Below are 13,981 nucleotides of genomic sequence, written 5' to 3'. Positions count from 1 at the left end.
GTGTGGGGAACGTGAGTGGCTGTGCGGTGGAGCGGGGCGCGTGAGTCGCGGTGCGGTGGCGCGGGAGCGGAGTGTGGCCGGACAGTGACGGACCCGCCGACGATGCGAGCCCGGACCCGGCGTCCCTTTTTTAGCCCCCGCGCCGCATCTGAGTGAGCGCCGCCCCCGCCAGCACGACCGCCGCGCCCACCGGGGTGGACCAGCTCAACGACTCCCCGAGCAGGGCGACCCCCGCCCCCGTGGCGATGACCGGGATGAAGTACGTGACCATCTGCGCGGTGGTGGGCCCCACCTCCGCCACCAGTCCGTACTGAAGGAGCACGGCCAGCCCCGTACCGAGCGCTCCCAGGGCCGCGACGGCGAGCAGGGGCAGCAGGGCGAAGTGGGTCGGCGCGCCGGTGAACAGAGGGGTGACGACGGCGAGTTGCAGTGTGGCCAGCAGCAACTGCGCGCCGGTCAGGGAGATGTGGGAGTACCCCACCCCGGCCAGGGTGCGGCGCACGTAGATCCACCCGACGGGATAGCTGAGCGAGGCCAGTAGGGCCAGCGCCGTCCCCCTGCCGTCGAGTCCGCTGAACCCCTGCCAGGCGCCGAGAACCGTCAGCACGCCCAGGAACCCGAGCCCGAGGCCCGCGACACGCACGCGCGTGGGACGGTCCTCGGACAGCGCGACGAGGGACAGGGCCATGCCCCACAGCGGCGAGGTCGCGTTGCAGATGCCCGCCAGCGTGGACGGGATCGTCAGCTCCGCGTAGGCGAAGAGCGAGAACGGCAGCGCGTTCAGCAGGAACCCGGCGACCGCCAGATGCCCCCACGTGCGCACCCCGCGCGGGAGCCGCTCACGCTTCACCGCCATCGCCGCGGCGAGCACCAGCGTCCCGAACACCAGACGCCCGAGCGTCACCTGGAAGGGTGCGTACCCCTCGGTGCCCACCTTGATGAGCAGAAAGCTGAACCCCCAGATCAGCGAGAGCACGCCGAAGCGCAGACGCCAGTCCATGGCAGGGCGGCGGGCGGCGAGAACAGGGGAGTCGGCGACGGTCGCGGTGGTCATACCGACCAGGATCCGGCACCCGATCTCGTAGCACAAGCGAGTATTCCAGCGAGGTATCTCGTAGTATTGCTTACATGTTGAACCTGGAGCGCCTGCGCACCCTCGACGCCCTCGCCCGGCACGGCTCGGTCAGCGGCGCCGCCGAGGGTCTGCACATCACGACCTCGGCCGTCTCGCAGCAGATGTCCAAGCTGGAGCGCGAGGTCGGCCAGCAGCTCCTCGCGAAGAACGGTCGGGGGGTGCGCCTCACCGACGCCGGCCGCCTCCTGGCCGACCACGCGGCCCGCATCCTCTCCCAGGTCGAACTCGCCCAGTCCGACCTGGAGGCGCAACGCGGCCAGGTGGTGGGGGAGTTGCGGCTCGCCGCGTTCCCTACGGCGGCGCGCGGACTGTTCCCGGCCGCGATCGCCGGACTGCGCTCGGCACATCCGGGCCTGCGGATCGGCTCGCGCGAGATGGAGCCAGAGCCCGCGGTCCTCGCCGTGATCCGCGGAGACTACGACCTCGCGGTCGTCCTGGACTGGTACAACAAGCCGCTGCCCATGCCCGAAGGGCTGGTGAAGGCGTCGATCGTGGACGACACGGCCGACGTGGCGATGCCCGTGACCCACCGCCATGCGCACCGCGACGAGGTCGACCTGGAGGACTTCGCCGACGACGACTGGATCACCTGGGGCGAGGGCGAGTTCTGCGACGAGTGGCTGATGCACACCCTGCGCTCCAAGGGCGTCGAACCGCGCGTCGCACACCGCGCGGAGGAGCATCCGACCCAACTGGCCCTGGTCGGCGCGGGACTGGGGGTGTGCGTGGCGCCCCGGCTCGGCCGCGGACCGGTCCCGGAGGGCGTGCGGACCGTGCCCGTACGGCAGTCGGTCAGCCGGCACATCTACGCCGTCTGGCGCGCGGACGCCGACCGCCGCCCGTCGATCCGGGCGGCGGTCGAGGCACTGAAGTCGGCGGCGGAGAACGCCGTCTGAGTCAGGCGGAGCCCAGCTTGCGGAAGTCCCAGGAGACGATCTTCTCCGGGGTCAGCCGTATCCACGCGTGCCGTCCGTCGTGCGGCATCTCCTCCAGGCCGAAGTTCTTGCGGGCGAACAGCGTCTCGGGTACGTCGAGTTCGGCCCGGAGCTCGCCGGTGCGCGGGGCCTCGCCCACGAAGTCCACGGTCCCGGACAGTTCGACGCCGCGCAGTTCGTCGTACTCCTCGCCCGTGTCGACCACGATCGCGACCCGCGGATCGCGCCGCAGATCCGTCCAGCGCTTGCTGCGCACCACGGAGTACAGCCACATCGAGGTGCCGTCCCAGGCGAACCAGAGCGTGCTCACATGCGGAGCGCCGTCGGCCGAGACCGTGGCGACCCGGCAGGTGCGCTGGCTGGTGAGGAACTCGTCCAGCTCGCCCGGCGTCATCATGATCTTCCGGCCCCGGCGCTGCGTGACGGTCATACATCCCCCTCTGTCTCTCACGTCGTGTCAGAGGAGAGATCCTCTGACATCACGTCAGAAAAGGATGGGTCGTCTTCCGTCCCCACGCAATGGTCGTTACTGTCACCGGCTCCGGGACACCGTGCGCGGACCGCGGCTCGGGACCCCGGCTCCGGGCCCACCGGCGACGAGGGGGAACCGTGCCGTCGTACGCGCGACTCAGCGAACTGCTCGATCCCGGGACCACCGTCCTGCTCACCGTCGAGTGCCAGCAGGGCGTCGTCGGACCGGACAGCGCCCTGCCCGAACTCGCCCGCGCGGCACGGACCTCGGGCGCACTCGCCAACGTCGCCCGCCTGGTCGCCGCCGCGCACGCGAGCGGGGTCCAGGTGATCCACGCGATCGCCGAACGCCGTCCGGACGGGCGCGGCGCGAACCGCAACGCCCGCCTGTTCAGCGCCGCCGAGCGGCTGCCCGTCCAGCAGCTCTCCGGGACCACCGCGGTGCGGGTGGCCGCCCCCGTCGAGGTGAGCGAGGAGGACTTCGTCGTACGACGGCTGCACGGCCTGTCGCCGATCCAGGGCACCGAGGTCGACGCGCTGCTGCGCAACCTCGGCTGCCGCACCCTGGTCGTCACCGGAGTCTCCGCCAACGTGGCGGTGCCCAACGCCGTCTTCGACGCGGTCAACGGCGGCTACCGCGCCCTGGTGGTGACGGACGCGATCGCCGGGGTGCCCTCCGACTACACCCGGGCGATGATCCGCCACACGCTCGCCCTGGTCGCCACCCTCGCGACCACGGACGAGGTGCTGGCCTGTCTCCGGCGGCCGCACGGTGGCTGACACCTCATGCGAGCGTGATCGAGTCGCCGCTGACGGTGATCTTCTCCTCGGGCAGCGGCTTGGTCGCCGGCCCCTTCTTCACGCTGCCGTCCGCAACCGAGAACTCGCTCTTGTGGCACGGACAGGTGATGACCCCGTCGGCGATCCCCGTCACCGCGCATCCCTGGTGCGTGCACTTCGACGAGAACGCCTTGAACTCGCCCGCCGTGGGCTGGGTGACCACCACACCCGAGTCCTTGAAGATCTTGCCGCCGCCCTCGGGGATGTCCGAGGTCTTGGCGAGGACACCGCCGGCGGCACCGGTGTCCGAGGACGACGAGGAGGAGTCGTCCTCCGACCCGCACGCGTTCAGGGTGAGGGCTAGTCCCGCCGCGCCGACCGCCGCCACCACGACCCGGCGACTGGGGCCCGCTGCGGGATGAATCGATTCGCTGGCCATGCTGACGTCCCCTTCCACGGAATCTCCGGACTGCCCTGAGGTACGGCCCCGGAGGGCCCGTTGTTCAGTCACCCCCCAGTAACCTGGGGCGATGCTCAAGGAAGCCATCGCGACCCGCTACATCACGCCCCTGCGTGAGGGCGGCTCGCTGCCGGGGCTCGTCGAGGCCGACGACCGCGGGACGTACGTCATCAAGTTCACCGGCGCCGGTCAGGGCCGCAAGACGCTGGTCGCCGAGGTGGTGGCCGGGGAACTCGCCCGCCGGCTCGGCTTCCGGGTGCCGCGGCTCCTGACCCTCGACCTCGACCCGGACCTGGGACTCGGCGAGCCCGACGAGCGGGTGCAGGAACTCCTGAAGTCCAGCGGCGGCACCAACCTCGGCATGGACTTCCTCTCCGGAGCACTCGGCTTCGACCCGCTCGCCTTCCCGGTGGACCCCGGGGAGGCAGGCCGGATCGTCTGGTTCGACGCGCTGGTCAACAACGTCGACCGCTCCTGGCGCAACCCCAACCTGCTGTGGTGGCAGCGCGAGGTGTGGCTCATCGACCACGGCGCGACCATGATCTGGCACCACAACTGGCCCGGCGCCGAGAAGTCCGCCGCCCGTCCCTACGACGCCTCGGACCACGTCCTCAAGCCCTTCGCGCCCGATGTCGCCGCTGCCGCCGCCGACCTGGCCCCCCGGGTCACCGAGGACCTGCTCGCCGAGGTCACCGCCGAGATCCCGGACGCCTGGCTGGCGGACGAGCCCGGCTTCGAGTCGCCGGACGAACTCCGGCGCGCCTACGCACGGCCCCTGCTCCTGCGGGCCGCCGCAGTCCACGAACGCATCAGCGGCATCGAGGGGGACAAGTGAGCGAGCACCACATCCACATGGCCGGCAGCGTGGTGGAGCGCCACGTCATCAGGGGCGGACGGGCCAGTGAACGGGACGTCTTCGAGTACGCCCTGCTGAGGGTCGTTCCCCGAGTCGAGCGCGGCGAGTCCATCAACGCAGGCGTGATCGTCTACTGCCGGGCGAAGGCGTACGTCGGCGTGCGCACCCACCTCGACGAGGACCGGCTCCGCGCGCTCGACCCCGCCGCGGACGTGGCCGGCGTCCGGGCCGCCCTCGGCGGCGTCGAAGCGGTCTGTGCGGGCGGCGAGACAGCCGGGCAGGCCGCGCGCGACGACGCCGGACGCCGCTTCCGGTGGCTGGTCGCACCCCGCTCCACGGTCGTCCAGCCGGGCCCCGTGCACACCGGACTCACCCTGGATCCGACGGCCGAACCGGAGCGTCTGCTCGACCTGCTGGTGAGGTAATGGATCACACCGGTCCCGTGGGACGTTGACACCGCGTGCCAGGGCTTCTAGCGTCACGTCTGCCGAAGGTACTAAGCGGTCGCTCACCGACCCGGCCGGAACGTTCTCAAGGGCGAGGAGAATCAGCAATGTCCACCACTGAGCAGCGGGTAGCCGTCGTCACCGGTGCCGCGCGCGGCATCGGCGCCGCCACCGCCGTACGACTGGCGGCCGAGGGCCGTGCGGTCGCCGTGATCGATCTCGACGAGGCCGCCTGCAAGGACACCGTGGAGAAGATCACCGCGGCCGGCGGCCGGGCGATCGCCGTCGGCGCGGACGTCTCCGACGAGGCCCAGGTGCAGGCCGCGATCGCGCGCGTGGTCGAGGAGCTCGGCGCGCCGACGATCCTCGTGAACAACGCGGGCGTGCTCCGCGACAACCTGCTGTTCAAGATGAGCGTCTCCGACTGGGACACCGTCCTGAACGTGCACCTCAAGGGCTCGTTCCTGGTGACCAAGGCCGTGCAGAAGCACATGGTGGACGCGGGCTTCGGCCGGATCGTCAACCTGTCCTCCTCCTCGGCGCTCGGCAACCGCGGCCAGGCCAACTACTCCGCCGCCAAGGCCGGTCTCCAGGGCTTCACCAAGACCCTCGCCATCGAGCTCGGCAAGTTCGGCATCACCGCCAACGCCGTCGCCCCCGGCTTCATCGCCACCGACATGACCGCCGCCACCGCCGAGCGCGTCGGCATGGGCTTCGAGGAGTTCAAGGCCGCGGCCGCCACCCAGATCCCGGTCGCGCGCGTCGGCGAGCCCGACGACATCGCCAACGCCATCGCCTTCTTCACCGGCGAGGCGGCCGGATTCGTCTCCGGCCAGGTGCTGTACGTCGCCGGCGGACCGCTCGACTAGGGGAACAGGACCATGACTTCGCAACTCCCCGAGCCTTCGGGCAAGGTCGCGCTCATCACGGGCGCCAGCCGCGGCATCGGCTACGGCGTCGCCGAGGCGCTCGTCGCGCGCGGTGACCGGGTCGTCATCACCGGCCGCACCGAGGACGCCCTCAAGGAGGCCGTCGAGCAGCTCGGCGCCGAGCGCGCCGTCTACGTCGCCGGCAAGGCGCACGACGAGGAGCACCAGAGGATCGCCGTCGAGCGTGCCATGGACGCCTTCGGCCGCGTCGACTACCTGATCAACAACGCCGGTACCAACCCGGTGTTCGGGCCCATCGCCGACCTCGACCTCAACGTGGCGCGCAAGGTCTTCGAGACCAACGTGATCTCCGCGCTCGGCTTCGCCCAGAAGACCTGGCACGCCTGGCAGAAGGACAACGGCGGCGCGATCGTCAACATCGCCTCCGTCGCGGGCATCGCGCCCTCGCCCTTCATCGCCGCGTACGGCGTCAGCAAGGCCGCGATGATCAACCTCACCCAGCAGCTAGCGCACGAGTTCGCGCCCAAGGTGCGGGTCAACGCGATCGCCCCGGCCGTCGTGAAGACCAAGTTCGCGCAGGCCCTGTACGAGGGCCGGGAGGCGGAGGCCGCAGCGTCCTACCCGCTGGCCCGGCTCGGCGTGCCCTCCGACATCGGCGGCGCCGCGGCCTTCCTCACCTCGGCGCAGTCCGACTGGGTCACCGGCCAGACCCTCGTCGTCGACGGCGGCATCTTCCTCAACGCCGGCGTGGGCTGACCCTCGTCGCCTCGGCACGGGCGTCCGTTGACACCGACGGCGCCCGTGTCGACGCACAAAAGCCGCACAGGGGCATTACAGGGTCATCACCGGTGCGGTGATCAAGCCGCCTGTGTCCGAACCGGTTGAGTGCGCGTTGCGCTGCGGTATGTTTTGCCGACTCTCGGCACGGCATTTCGAGGAGCAAGCGCGTGTTCAAGCGGAACCGATACCTGCCGCCTCTCGCGGCGCTCGTGTCCATAACCACGACGGCCGGATGCGGTGTGTTCTCCTCGGACTCGTCCGACAGCGACAAGTCGATCGTCGTGGGCACCACCAGCGCCCCGGCCACCCTCGACCCCGCGGCCTCCTGGGACAACTCCTGGGAGCTGTTCCGCAACGTCTACCAGACGCTCCTCAACTACTCGCCGGGCGCGTCCGACCCCGAGCCCGACGCCGCCGAGCACTGCGAGTTCACCGACTCGTCGAGCACCGTGTACTCCTGCACCCTGCGTGAGGGGCTGAAGTTCTCCAACGGGCACGCCCTGGACGCCAAGGCCGTCAAGTACTCGATCGACCGGATCAAGAAGATCAACGTCAACGGCGGCCCCGCGGGCCTGCTGGGCACGCTCTCCCGGGTGCAGGTGAAGGGGGACCGCGAGGTCGTCTTCCGCCTCAGCCAGCCCGACGCCACCTTCCCCCTGGTGCTCACCACTCCGGCCATGTCGATCGTGGACCCCGAGGAGTACTCCGAGGACGCGATCCGCAAGGACGGGAAGATCAGCGGCTCGGGGCCCTACGCCCTCGACTCCTACCAGGAGGGCGAGAAGGCCGAGCTGGTCCGCAACGACAACTACAAGGGCATCGCGGACCTCAGGAACAAGGCCGTCACCATCCGCTACTTCCCGCGGTCGGACCAGATGGTCAAGGCCCTCAAGAACAAGGAGATCTCGGTCGTCTACCGGGGGCTCGGCGCCGCCGACACCGTGGACATCGAGGTCAACCAGAAGAAGGAGGGGCTCCAGCTCATCGAGAACCCCACCACCGAGATCAGCTACCTGGTGTTCAACCCGAGCGACCCGTGGTCCGCGAAGCCCGCGGTCCGCAAGGCCGTCGCCCAGATCGTCGACCGTCCGGCGCTCGTCCACTACGTCTACAAGGACACCGTCGAGCCGCTGTACTCCATGGTCCCGGCCGGGCTCACCGGCCACACCACGGGCTTCTTCGACGACTTCGGGGACCCCAGCGTGGCCAAGGCCAAGAAGTACCTCACCGAAGCGGGGATCACCGAGCGGGTCCCACTGACCCTCTGGTACACCAGCGACCGCTACGGCTCGACGACCAAGCCCGCCTTCGAGGAGCTGAAGCGGCAGCTGGAGGCCTCCGGTCTCTTCAGGATCACCCTCAAGAGCCGCCCCTGGAAGACCTACGTCGAGGGCTACCAGAAGGGTGAGTACCCGGTGTTCGGGCGCGGCTGGTTCCCCGACTTCCACGACGCCGACAACTTCATCGCGCCCTTCGTGGGCAAGCAGAACGCGCTCGGCACCCCCTACGAGGCCCCCGAGATCACCGGCAAGCTGCTCCCGGAGTCGCGCGCGGAGAGCGACCGCGGGGCCGTCGGCCCGCAGATCGAGGAGGCCCAGCAGGTCTTCGTGGACGACACGCGGCTGGTGCCGCTGTGGCAGGGCAAGCAGTACGTGGCCGCGAGCGAGGAGGTCGCCGGGCTGGAGAGGGTCATCGACCCGGCGACCATGATGACGATGTGGGAGCTCTACTGGAAGACGAGCTGGTAGCAGCGATTGTCAGTGGGCGGCTGTAGGTTCTGAACCCTGCAAGTGACCGCACATCGTGAGGAATTGACGTGACCGACACCGCCATGCTGCCCGAGTCCTGGCGCGGGGTTCTGGGCGACGAGCTGCAGCAGCCGTACTTCAAGGAGCTGACGGAGTTCGTCGAGGACGAGCGGGCGAAGGGTCCCGTCTACCCGCCCCGCGAGGAGGTCTTCGCCGCCCTCGACGCGACGCCGTACGACCAGGTGAAGGTGCTGATCCTCGGTCAGGACCCCTACCACGGCGAGGGCCAGGGACACGGCCTGTGCTTCTCGGTCCGCCCCGGCGTGAAGACCCCGCCCTCCCTCCGGAACATCTACAAGGAGATGAAGGAGGAGCTTGGCCTGGAGATCCCGGACAACGGCTACCTCATGCCGTGGGCCCAGCAGGGCGTCCTGCTGCTCAACGCGGTGCTCACCGTCCGCTCCGGAGAGGCCAACTCGCACAAGGGCAAGGGCTGGGAGAAGTTCACCGACGCGGTGATCCGCGCGGTGGCCGAGCGGCCCGACCCGGCGGTCTTCGTGCTGTGGGGCAACTACGCGCAGAAGAAGCTCCCCCTGATCGACGAGAGCCGGCACGCGGTGGTCAAGGGCGCACACCCCTCGCCGCTGTCGGCGAAGAAGTTCTTCGGCTCGCGTCCGTTCACGCAGATCAACGAGGCGGTCGCCCGGCAGGGCCACGAGCCCATCGACTGGACGATCCCGAACCTCGGCTGATTTCTCCGCCGGGCCGGTGCGGCACCGGCCGGCCCGGTCCCGCCTGACCGGGATTGTCAGTGGCGGCGGCTAGCGTCGGGAAGGACAGCACGGCAGCCGACCAGGCCTGGAGGACGCGTGACGGAGCGACAGGAGCAGACGGCGCCGGATGCCGTGATGACACGGATCGGGCAGGTCGTCATGCTGTGCCACGCGGGGGACCGCGAGGAGGCCCGGCACCGCTTCCTGGAGCTGTGGGCGGAGATCGGCGAGGACGGCGACCCGCTGCACCGCTGCACCCTGGCCCACTACATGGCCGACGCCCAGGACGACCCCTGTGACGAACTCGCCTGGGACCTCAGGGCGTTGACGGCCGCCGAGGAGCTCACCGACGACCGGACGGCCCGGCACCAGAGCGGGCTCGCCGTGCGCGCCCTGTACCCCTCGCTGCACCTCAACCTGGCCGCGGACTACGTCCGGCTCGCCCGCGCCGACGCCGCCCGCACCCATCTCCGCCGGGCCCGCAGGGCGGCGGAGGCCCTGGGCGAGGACAGCTACAGCGACGGGGTGCGGGCGGCGATCAGCAGACTGGAGCTGCGACTGGGCGAAGGCGGATCGACCGACGGCAGGTGGGGGCCGCCGCGTCAGCGGCCCTGAGCCACCGGGCGTCTCAGCGCCCGTAGGTCTGGTCGCAGATGACCGACTCCGGGCTGCCCTCCGGCCAGCGGCCGTACTTCCTGCCCAGCGTGCAGACGTCCTTCGGCCCCTTGGGCACGGACCTCGGAACCGCCTCGGCCACGTCCGGGATCTCGACACGCCGCTGCCGGTGGTGCGGTACGTCCGGGTGCCCCGGCTGCGGATGTGCCCGGCGCGCGGGGCGCTCCGGGTGCGCGGGATGCGCGTGCGCGGGCTGTCGGTCCTGCGGGTGCGCCGAGGCCGCCGCGGTTCCCGGGGCGCTGCCGCCGGGCGCGGTCCCACCCGGCTTCGAGCGCGGGGACGGATCGATCATGGACAGCGCCTCCTGGGCCGGGGCCTGCACGATCTGCGGCTCCGCCTGACCGTCCGGACGGGCGTCCCCCGGTTCCGGGAGCTGCGACGGCGCTGTCGTCGGCGGCGGCCCGGACACGGCGGGACGCTGGACCGTCACACAGCCGGCGAGGGCCGAGACAGCCACGGTGACCAGGAGCGTTGCGGTAGTCGTGGTTCGATGCACCCGCGTCACTCTGCTGGTTGGGGCGACCTCGGCGACAGCGGACAAGCGGAGGTTGCCCCGCACGGGTGATCTCCGCCCCCGTACGGCGTGCTCGGGGCGTCCGGTGCTGACGTCAGTCGCCGGTGGAGCCGTCGAGCCGCTCGCGGATCAGGTCGGCGTGGCCGTTGTGGCGGGCGTACTCCTCGATCATGTGGGTGTAGAGCCAGCGCAGGTTGTACCGCTCCCCGGTCCGGCGGTGCTTGCCCACGGTGATGTCGTCCAGGCCGAAGCGGGCCGCGTTCTCCCGGCTCCTGTCGATCTCGGCCTGCCAGGTGCCGTACGCCTCCTGCCAGGTGTCGGACTCGGTGAGACGGAACTCGCCGTCCGGGTCGGCCTCGCTGTAGTAGATCGGTCCCGCGTCCTCGTCGGCCAGGACCCGGCGGAACCAGCTGCGCTCCACCTCCGCCATGTGCCGTACCAGGCCCATCAGGGAGAGCGTGGACGGCTCCACCGAGGCGGTCCTGAGCTGGGCGTCGGTCAGGCCCTCGCACTTCCAGGCGAGGGTCTGCCGGTGGTAGTCCAGCCAGCCCTCCAGCATGCTGCGTTCGTCGGCGGTGGTCGCGGGTTCCCGGCGCTGAGTCGTCATCCTCGCATCCTGACCCACCCGACCCCGCACCACCAGCGAATTCCCGGCCGCCGGCCGGGTCCCGCGGCCCTCGCCGTATGCTTCCGGCAACGCCCTGGCCGGACAAGATGAGGCCGGACAAGATGAGGGAGTCCACGTGAAGGTCGGCTGCATCGGACTCGGTGACATCGCGCAGAAGGCGTACCTGCCGGTGCTCGGCAGCCGGCCCGGCATCGAGCTGCACGTGCAGACGCGGACGCCGGCGACGCTGACCCGGGTCGCCGACGGGCTCCACCTGCCCGGGGGACAACGGCACCGGGACCTCGACTCCCTGCTCGCGCAGGACCTCGACGCGGCCTTCGTGCACGCGCCGACGGCCGTGCACCCCGAGATCGTCGCCCGGCTGCTGGAAGCGGGCGTACCGACCTACGTCGACAAGCCGCTCGCCTACGAACTGGCCGACTCCGAACGGCTGGTGGCACTCGCCGAGCAGCGGGAGGTGAGCCTGGCCGTCGGCTTCAACCGGCGCTTCGCTCCCGGGTACACGCAGTGCGCCGAGCATCCGCGCGAGCTGATCCTCATGCAGAAGAACCGGATCGGGCTCCCGGAGGAGCCGCGCGCGATGATCCTCGACGACTTCATCCACGTCGTCGACACCCTGCGGTTCCTGGTACCGGGGCCGGTCGACGACGTGACGGTACGCGCGCGCGTGGCGGACGGACTGCTGCACCACGTCGTGCTCCAGCTCGCCGGGGACGGCTTCACCGCGCTCGGGGTGATGAACCGGCTCAGCGGCTCGGCCGAGGAGATCCTGGAGGTGTCCGGGCAGGACACCAAGCGGCAGGTGCTCAACCTGTCCGACGTCATCGACCACAAGGGCCAGCCGACCGTGCGGCGACGCGGCGACTGGGTGCCGGTGGCCCGGCAGCGCGGCATCGAGCAGGCGGTGCTCGCCTTCCTCGACGCCGTGCGCGCGGGCAGGGTGCTCAGCGCCCGGGACGCGCTGGCGACCCATGAGCTGTGCGAGCGGGTGGTACGCGCGGTGCAGGAGCGGGCCGCCTGAACCGCCGGCCCAGTTCGACGGCGCACCACACGGCGAGCACGAGCAGGGCCGCGTGCACCGGCCAGTCGCCGAAGCGGACGTAGGCCGTCGTCCCGGTCGCCAGCGGTACGTCGAACACGCGCGAGGTGCTGGCGTCGGTGCCGACCCACTGCCCGACGCGCCCGCCGCCGGCGTCGTAGACGGCGGAGACCCCGGTCAGGGTCGAGTGCACCATGGGACGGCCGGACTCGGCCGCGCGCAGGGCGGCGAGCGAGGCGTGCTGCTCGGGGGCCCAGCTCTGCTGGAAGGACGAGGTCGCCGACTGGGCGACCAGCAACCGGGCGCCGTCCTCGGCGAGATGACGGCTCATGTCGGGGAATGCCGACTCGAAGCACACCATCGGACCGACCTTCAGCCCGTGGCCGACGTCCATCACGACCTGTTCGGAGCCGTGCCTGCGGTTCTCGGCGGCCGCCTTGCCGACCGAGGTGACCCAGCCGAGCAGGGAGCGGGCCGGGATGTACTCGCCGAAGGGGACCAGGCGCATCTTGTCGTAGCGGTCGCCGGTGAGCCCGTCGGGACCGACCAGGACCGAACTCTTGTAGATGCCGGGCTTGTCGGAGCGGCGGGCGTCCACGTTGACGAGGATGTCGGCGCCGGTCTCCGCGGAGAGCGCCGCGATCCGTTTCGCCAGGTCGGGCCGGTCGTCGAGGTCGAAGCCGACACTGCTCTCGCCCCAGACGACCAGGTCGACGTCCTGCCCGGCGAGGTCGCGGGTGAGCTGCTCCTCGCGGGCGAAGCGCCGGTCGGGGCCGTCGACGACACCGGGCTGGACGACCGCGATCCGGGTGCTCCCCCCGGTGTCGGGGCGCGGTGACCACATCCAGGCCGCCGAGGTCACGGCCGCACAGGCGACCAGGCCCGCCACCGCGGGTACCCGGGACTCACGGACCGTCGCCAGCACGGCGAACGCCACGTTGACGGCCACGATCAGGAAGCTGATCAGCCAGACCCCGCCCACCGAGGCCAGTCGCAGCGCCGGCGCCACCTCCCACTGGCTGGCGCCGAGCACGCCCCAGGGGCCGCCGAGCCCCTGCCAGGAGCGGACGAGCTCGATGCCGAGCCAGCCCGAGGGCAGTACGGCCAGGGCGGCGGCGATCCGGCCGCGCGAGGGCGTCCCGGCCAGGAGGTGGCGTACCAGCGCGCCCCAGGGGGCCCACAGCGCGCCGAGCAGGGCGCCGATGACGAAGATGAACACGCTCAGGCTCGGCAGCAGCCAGTGGTGCATCCCGACCATGAACCCGAAACCGCCGGCCCAGCCGTCGTACGCCGCCCGTTTCGCCGTCGGAGCCGAGCGGATCAGCGCGATCCACGGGACCAGGGCGACGTAGGCGAACCACCACAGGGACGGGGCCGGGAACGCGAGGACGGGGAGGGCGCCTGCCAGCACCGCGACGGTCGAGCGCCGCCACGGGGAGGCAAGCCAGTGGCCGAACGTGTTCATACGGCGCCTCCTACCCCGTGTGGGTCTCCGAAGTGCGTGCGGTTGACCACCCGAGGGTGTCGGCTCAGTTGATCACAGGTGCGGGCCGGGGGTCCGGCAGACGCCGCCACTTCTCCTGTACGACGACCTCGCTGAGCCGCCAGCCGTCGTCCGTGCGCAGCAGGGCGAAGGCGTAGCGGCCGCCGCAGACGAAGTCGGGGGCGGTGGAGGGGGTGTCGGCGGCGAGACGCATGGGGTTGATGTAGTCGGCCTGGACGCGGGCCGTGTCGCCGGTCTCCCGGTCCAGGGTGTCGAACCGGACGCGGCGGTTGACGATCAGGTGCTGCCGCATCGAGAACAGCGCCAGGCTCTCCGCGAGCCATGCGGCGACCCGCGGCGCCTCCCCC

Annotated in this window: 17 protein-coding genes; 10 read left to right on the top strand and 7 right to left on the bottom strand. The window is 71.0% G+C overall.

Features of this window, described 5'->3' with window-relative positions; all coding sequences use genetic code 11:
- Positions 1-130: 130 nt before the first annotated feature.
- Positions 131-1,054 (bottom strand): DMT family transporter, encoded by a 924-nt coding sequence (locus AOJ26_RS25560; protein WP_234358667.1) that lies wholly within the window; start codon positions 1,052-1,054, stop codon positions 131-133.
- 74 nt (positions 1,055-1,128) lie between these two features.
- Here AOJ26_RS25560 and AOJ26_RS25555 point away from each other — a divergent pair, with 74 nt between their 5' ends.
- Positions 1,129-2,031 (top strand): LysR family transcriptional regulator, encoded by a 903-nt coding sequence (locus AOJ26_RS25555; RefSeq protein ID WP_053850695.1) that lies wholly within the window; start codon positions 1,129-1,131, stop codon positions 2,029-2,031.
- Position 2,032: 1 nt separating this feature from the next.
- On the opposite strand, the gene AOJ26_RS25550 is transcribed toward AOJ26_RS25555, so the two are convergent.
- On the bottom strand, positions 2,033-2,500 hold the full coding sequence (locus AOJ26_RS25550; RefSeq protein ID WP_053850694.1) for a pyridoxamine 5'-phosphate oxidase family protein: 468 nt from the start codon (positions 2,498-2,500) through the stop codon (positions 2,033-2,035).
- Positions 2,501-2,679: 179 nt separating this feature from the next.
- On the opposite strand from AOJ26_RS25550, the gene AOJ26_RS25545 reads away from it, so the two are divergent.
- Entirely contained in the window at positions 2,680-3,321 is a 642-nt protein-coding gene (locus AOJ26_RS25545) for a cysteine hydrolase family protein (RefSeq protein WP_053850693.1), read from the top strand.
- Positions 3,322-3,325: 4 nt separating this feature from the next.
- Here AOJ26_RS25545 and AOJ26_RS25540 read toward each other — a convergent pair whose 3' ends face one another.
- Positions 3,326-3,760, bottom strand: a complete 435-nt coding sequence (locus AOJ26_RS25540) for a Rieske (2Fe-2S) protein (protein WP_053850697.1) — start codon at positions 3,758-3,760, stop codon at positions 3,326-3,328.
- A gap of 91 nt (positions 3,761-3,851) precedes the next feature.
- On the opposite strand from AOJ26_RS25540, the gene AOJ26_RS25535 reads away from it, so the two are divergent.
- From AOJ26_RS25535 to AOJ26_RS25505, 7 genes are all read left to right on the top strand, one after another.
- Positions 3,852-4,616: a HipA family kinase gene (locus AOJ26_RS25535; protein WP_053850692.1), complete on the top strand. Its 765-nt coding sequence runs from the start codon at positions 3,852-3,854 to the stop codon at positions 4,614-4,616.
- Positions 4,613-5,062 (top strand): DUF3037 domain-containing protein, encoded by a 450-nt coding sequence (locus AOJ26_RS25530; protein ID WP_053850691.1) that lies wholly within the window; start codon positions 4,613-4,615, stop codon positions 5,060-5,062. Before AOJ26_RS25535 ends, AOJ26_RS25530 begins: the two co-directional genes overlap by 4 nt.
- Positions 5,063-5,190: 128 nt before the next feature.
- Positions 5,191-5,952 carry a 3-oxoacyl-ACP reductase FabG gene (gene fabG, locus AOJ26_RS25525; protein WP_053850690.1) on the top strand — a complete coding sequence of 254 codons (762 nt, stop codon included), beginning with the start codon at positions 5,191-5,193 and terminating at the stop codon, positions 5,950-5,952.
- 12 nt (positions 5,953-5,964) lie between these two features.
- A complete protein-coding gene (locus tag AOJ26_RS25520) occupies positions 5,965-6,729 on the top strand; it encodes an SDR family oxidoreductase (RefSeq protein WP_053850689.1) in 765 nt (254 codons plus the stop codon).
- 191 nt (positions 6,730-6,920) lie between these two features.
- Positions 6,921-8,501 carry an ABC transporter substrate-binding protein gene (locus tag AOJ26_RS25515; RefSeq protein WP_053850688.1) on the top strand — a complete coding sequence of 527 codons (1,581 nt, stop codon included), beginning with the start codon at positions 6,921-6,923 and terminating at the stop codon, positions 8,499-8,501.
- Positions 8,502-8,569: 68 nt separating this feature from the next.
- Positions 8,570-9,253, top strand: coding sequence for a uracil-DNA glycosylase (locus AOJ26_RS25510; RefSeq protein WP_053850687.1), 684 nt, complete (start codon positions 8,570-8,572; stop codon positions 9,251-9,253).
- Between the two features lie 117 nt (positions 9,254-9,370).
- On the top strand, positions 9,371-9,889 hold the full coding sequence (locus tag AOJ26_RS25505) for a hypothetical protein (RefSeq protein ID WP_053850686.1): 519 nt from the start codon (positions 9,371-9,373) through the stop codon (positions 9,887-9,889).
- Positions 9,890-9,902: 13 nt separating this feature from the next.
- Here the strand turns inward: AOJ26_RS25505 and AOJ26_RS25500 are convergent, their stop codons facing one another.
- Positions 9,903-10,406 carry a hypothetical protein gene (locus tag AOJ26_RS25500; RefSeq protein WP_053850685.1) on the bottom strand — a complete coding sequence of 168 codons (504 nt, stop codon included), beginning with the start codon at positions 10,404-10,406 and terminating at the stop codon, positions 9,903-9,905.
- A gap of 151 nt (positions 10,407-10,557) precedes the next feature.
- Positions 10,558-11,070 (bottom strand): DinB family protein, encoded by a 513-nt coding sequence (locus AOJ26_RS25495; RefSeq protein WP_053850684.1) that lies wholly within the window; start codon positions 11,068-11,070, stop codon positions 10,558-10,560.
- A 136-nt stretch (positions 11,071-11,206) separates the two neighbouring features.
- Between AOJ26_RS25495 and AOJ26_RS25490 the strand changes: the two genes are divergently transcribed.
- On the top strand, positions 11,207-12,112 hold the full coding sequence (locus AOJ26_RS25490; RefSeq protein WP_053850683.1) for a Gfo/Idh/MocA family protein: 906 nt from the start codon (positions 11,207-11,209) through the stop codon (positions 12,110-12,112).
- Here the strand turns inward: AOJ26_RS25490 and lnt are convergent.
- Together lnt and AOJ26_RS25480 are read right to left on the bottom strand one after the other, a co-directional pair.
- Positions 12,036-13,595 carry an apolipoprotein N-acyltransferase gene (lnt, locus tag AOJ26_RS25485; protein ID WP_053850682.1) on the bottom strand — a complete coding sequence of 520 codons (1,560 nt, stop codon included), beginning with the start codon at positions 13,593-13,595 and terminating at the stop codon, positions 12,036-12,038. The two genes, AOJ26_RS25490 and lnt, sit on opposite strands and share 77 nt — an antisense overlap.
- A gap of 64 nt (positions 13,596-13,659) precedes the next feature.
- Positions 13,660-13,981: nuclear transport factor 2 family protein (locus AOJ26_RS25480; protein ID WP_053850681.1), on the bottom strand; the 322-nt coding region annotated here is incomplete at its 5' end.

This window comes from Streptomyces sp. NRRL B-24085 (genome assembly GCF_001282115.1).
Classification (GTDB): Bacteria; Actinomycetota; Actinomycetes; order Streptomycetales; family Streptomycetaceae; genus Streptomyces.
Note: the sequence above shows the minus strand (reverse complement) of the source record. Positions and strands in the feature narration are given on the sequence as shown.

Excerpts from the sequence above, each read along its gene's own strand:
- AOJ26_RS25560 (WP_234358667.1), bottom strand. The coding sequence starts at position 1,054 with ATGACCACCGCGACCGTCGCCGACTCCCCTGTTCTCGCCGCCCGCCGC.
- AOJ26_RS25555 (WP_053850695.1), top strand. The coding sequence starts at position 1,129 with ATGTTGAACCTGGAGCGCCTGCGCACCCTCGACGCCCTCGCCCGGCAC.
- AOJ26_RS25550 (WP_053850694.1), bottom strand. The coding sequence starts at position 2,500 with ATGACCGTCACGCAGCGCCGGGGCCGGAAGATCATGATGACGCCGGGC.
- AOJ26_RS25540 (WP_053850697.1), bottom strand. The coding sequence starts at position 3,760 with ATGGCCAGCGAATCGATTCATCCCGCAGCGGGCCCCAGTCGCCGGGTC.
- AOJ26_RS25535 (WP_053850692.1), top strand. The coding sequence starts at position 3,852 with ATGCTCAAGGAAGCCATCGCGACCCGCTACATCACGCCCCTGCGTGAG.
- fabG (WP_053850690.1), top strand. The coding sequence starts at position 5,191 with ATGTCCACCACTGAGCAGCGGGTAGCCGTCGTCACCGGTGCCGCGCGC.
- AOJ26_RS25520 (WP_053850689.1), top strand. The coding sequence starts at position 5,965 with ATGACTTCGCAACTCCCCGAGCCTTCGGGCAAGGTCGCGCTCATCACG.
- AOJ26_RS25495 (WP_053850684.1), bottom strand. The coding sequence starts at position 11,070 with ATGACGACTCAGCGCCGGGAACCCGCGACCACCGCCGACGAACGCAGC.
- lnt (WP_053850682.1), bottom strand. The coding sequence starts at position 13,595 with ATGAACACGTTCGGCCACTGGCTTGCCTCCCCGTGGCGGCGCTCGACC.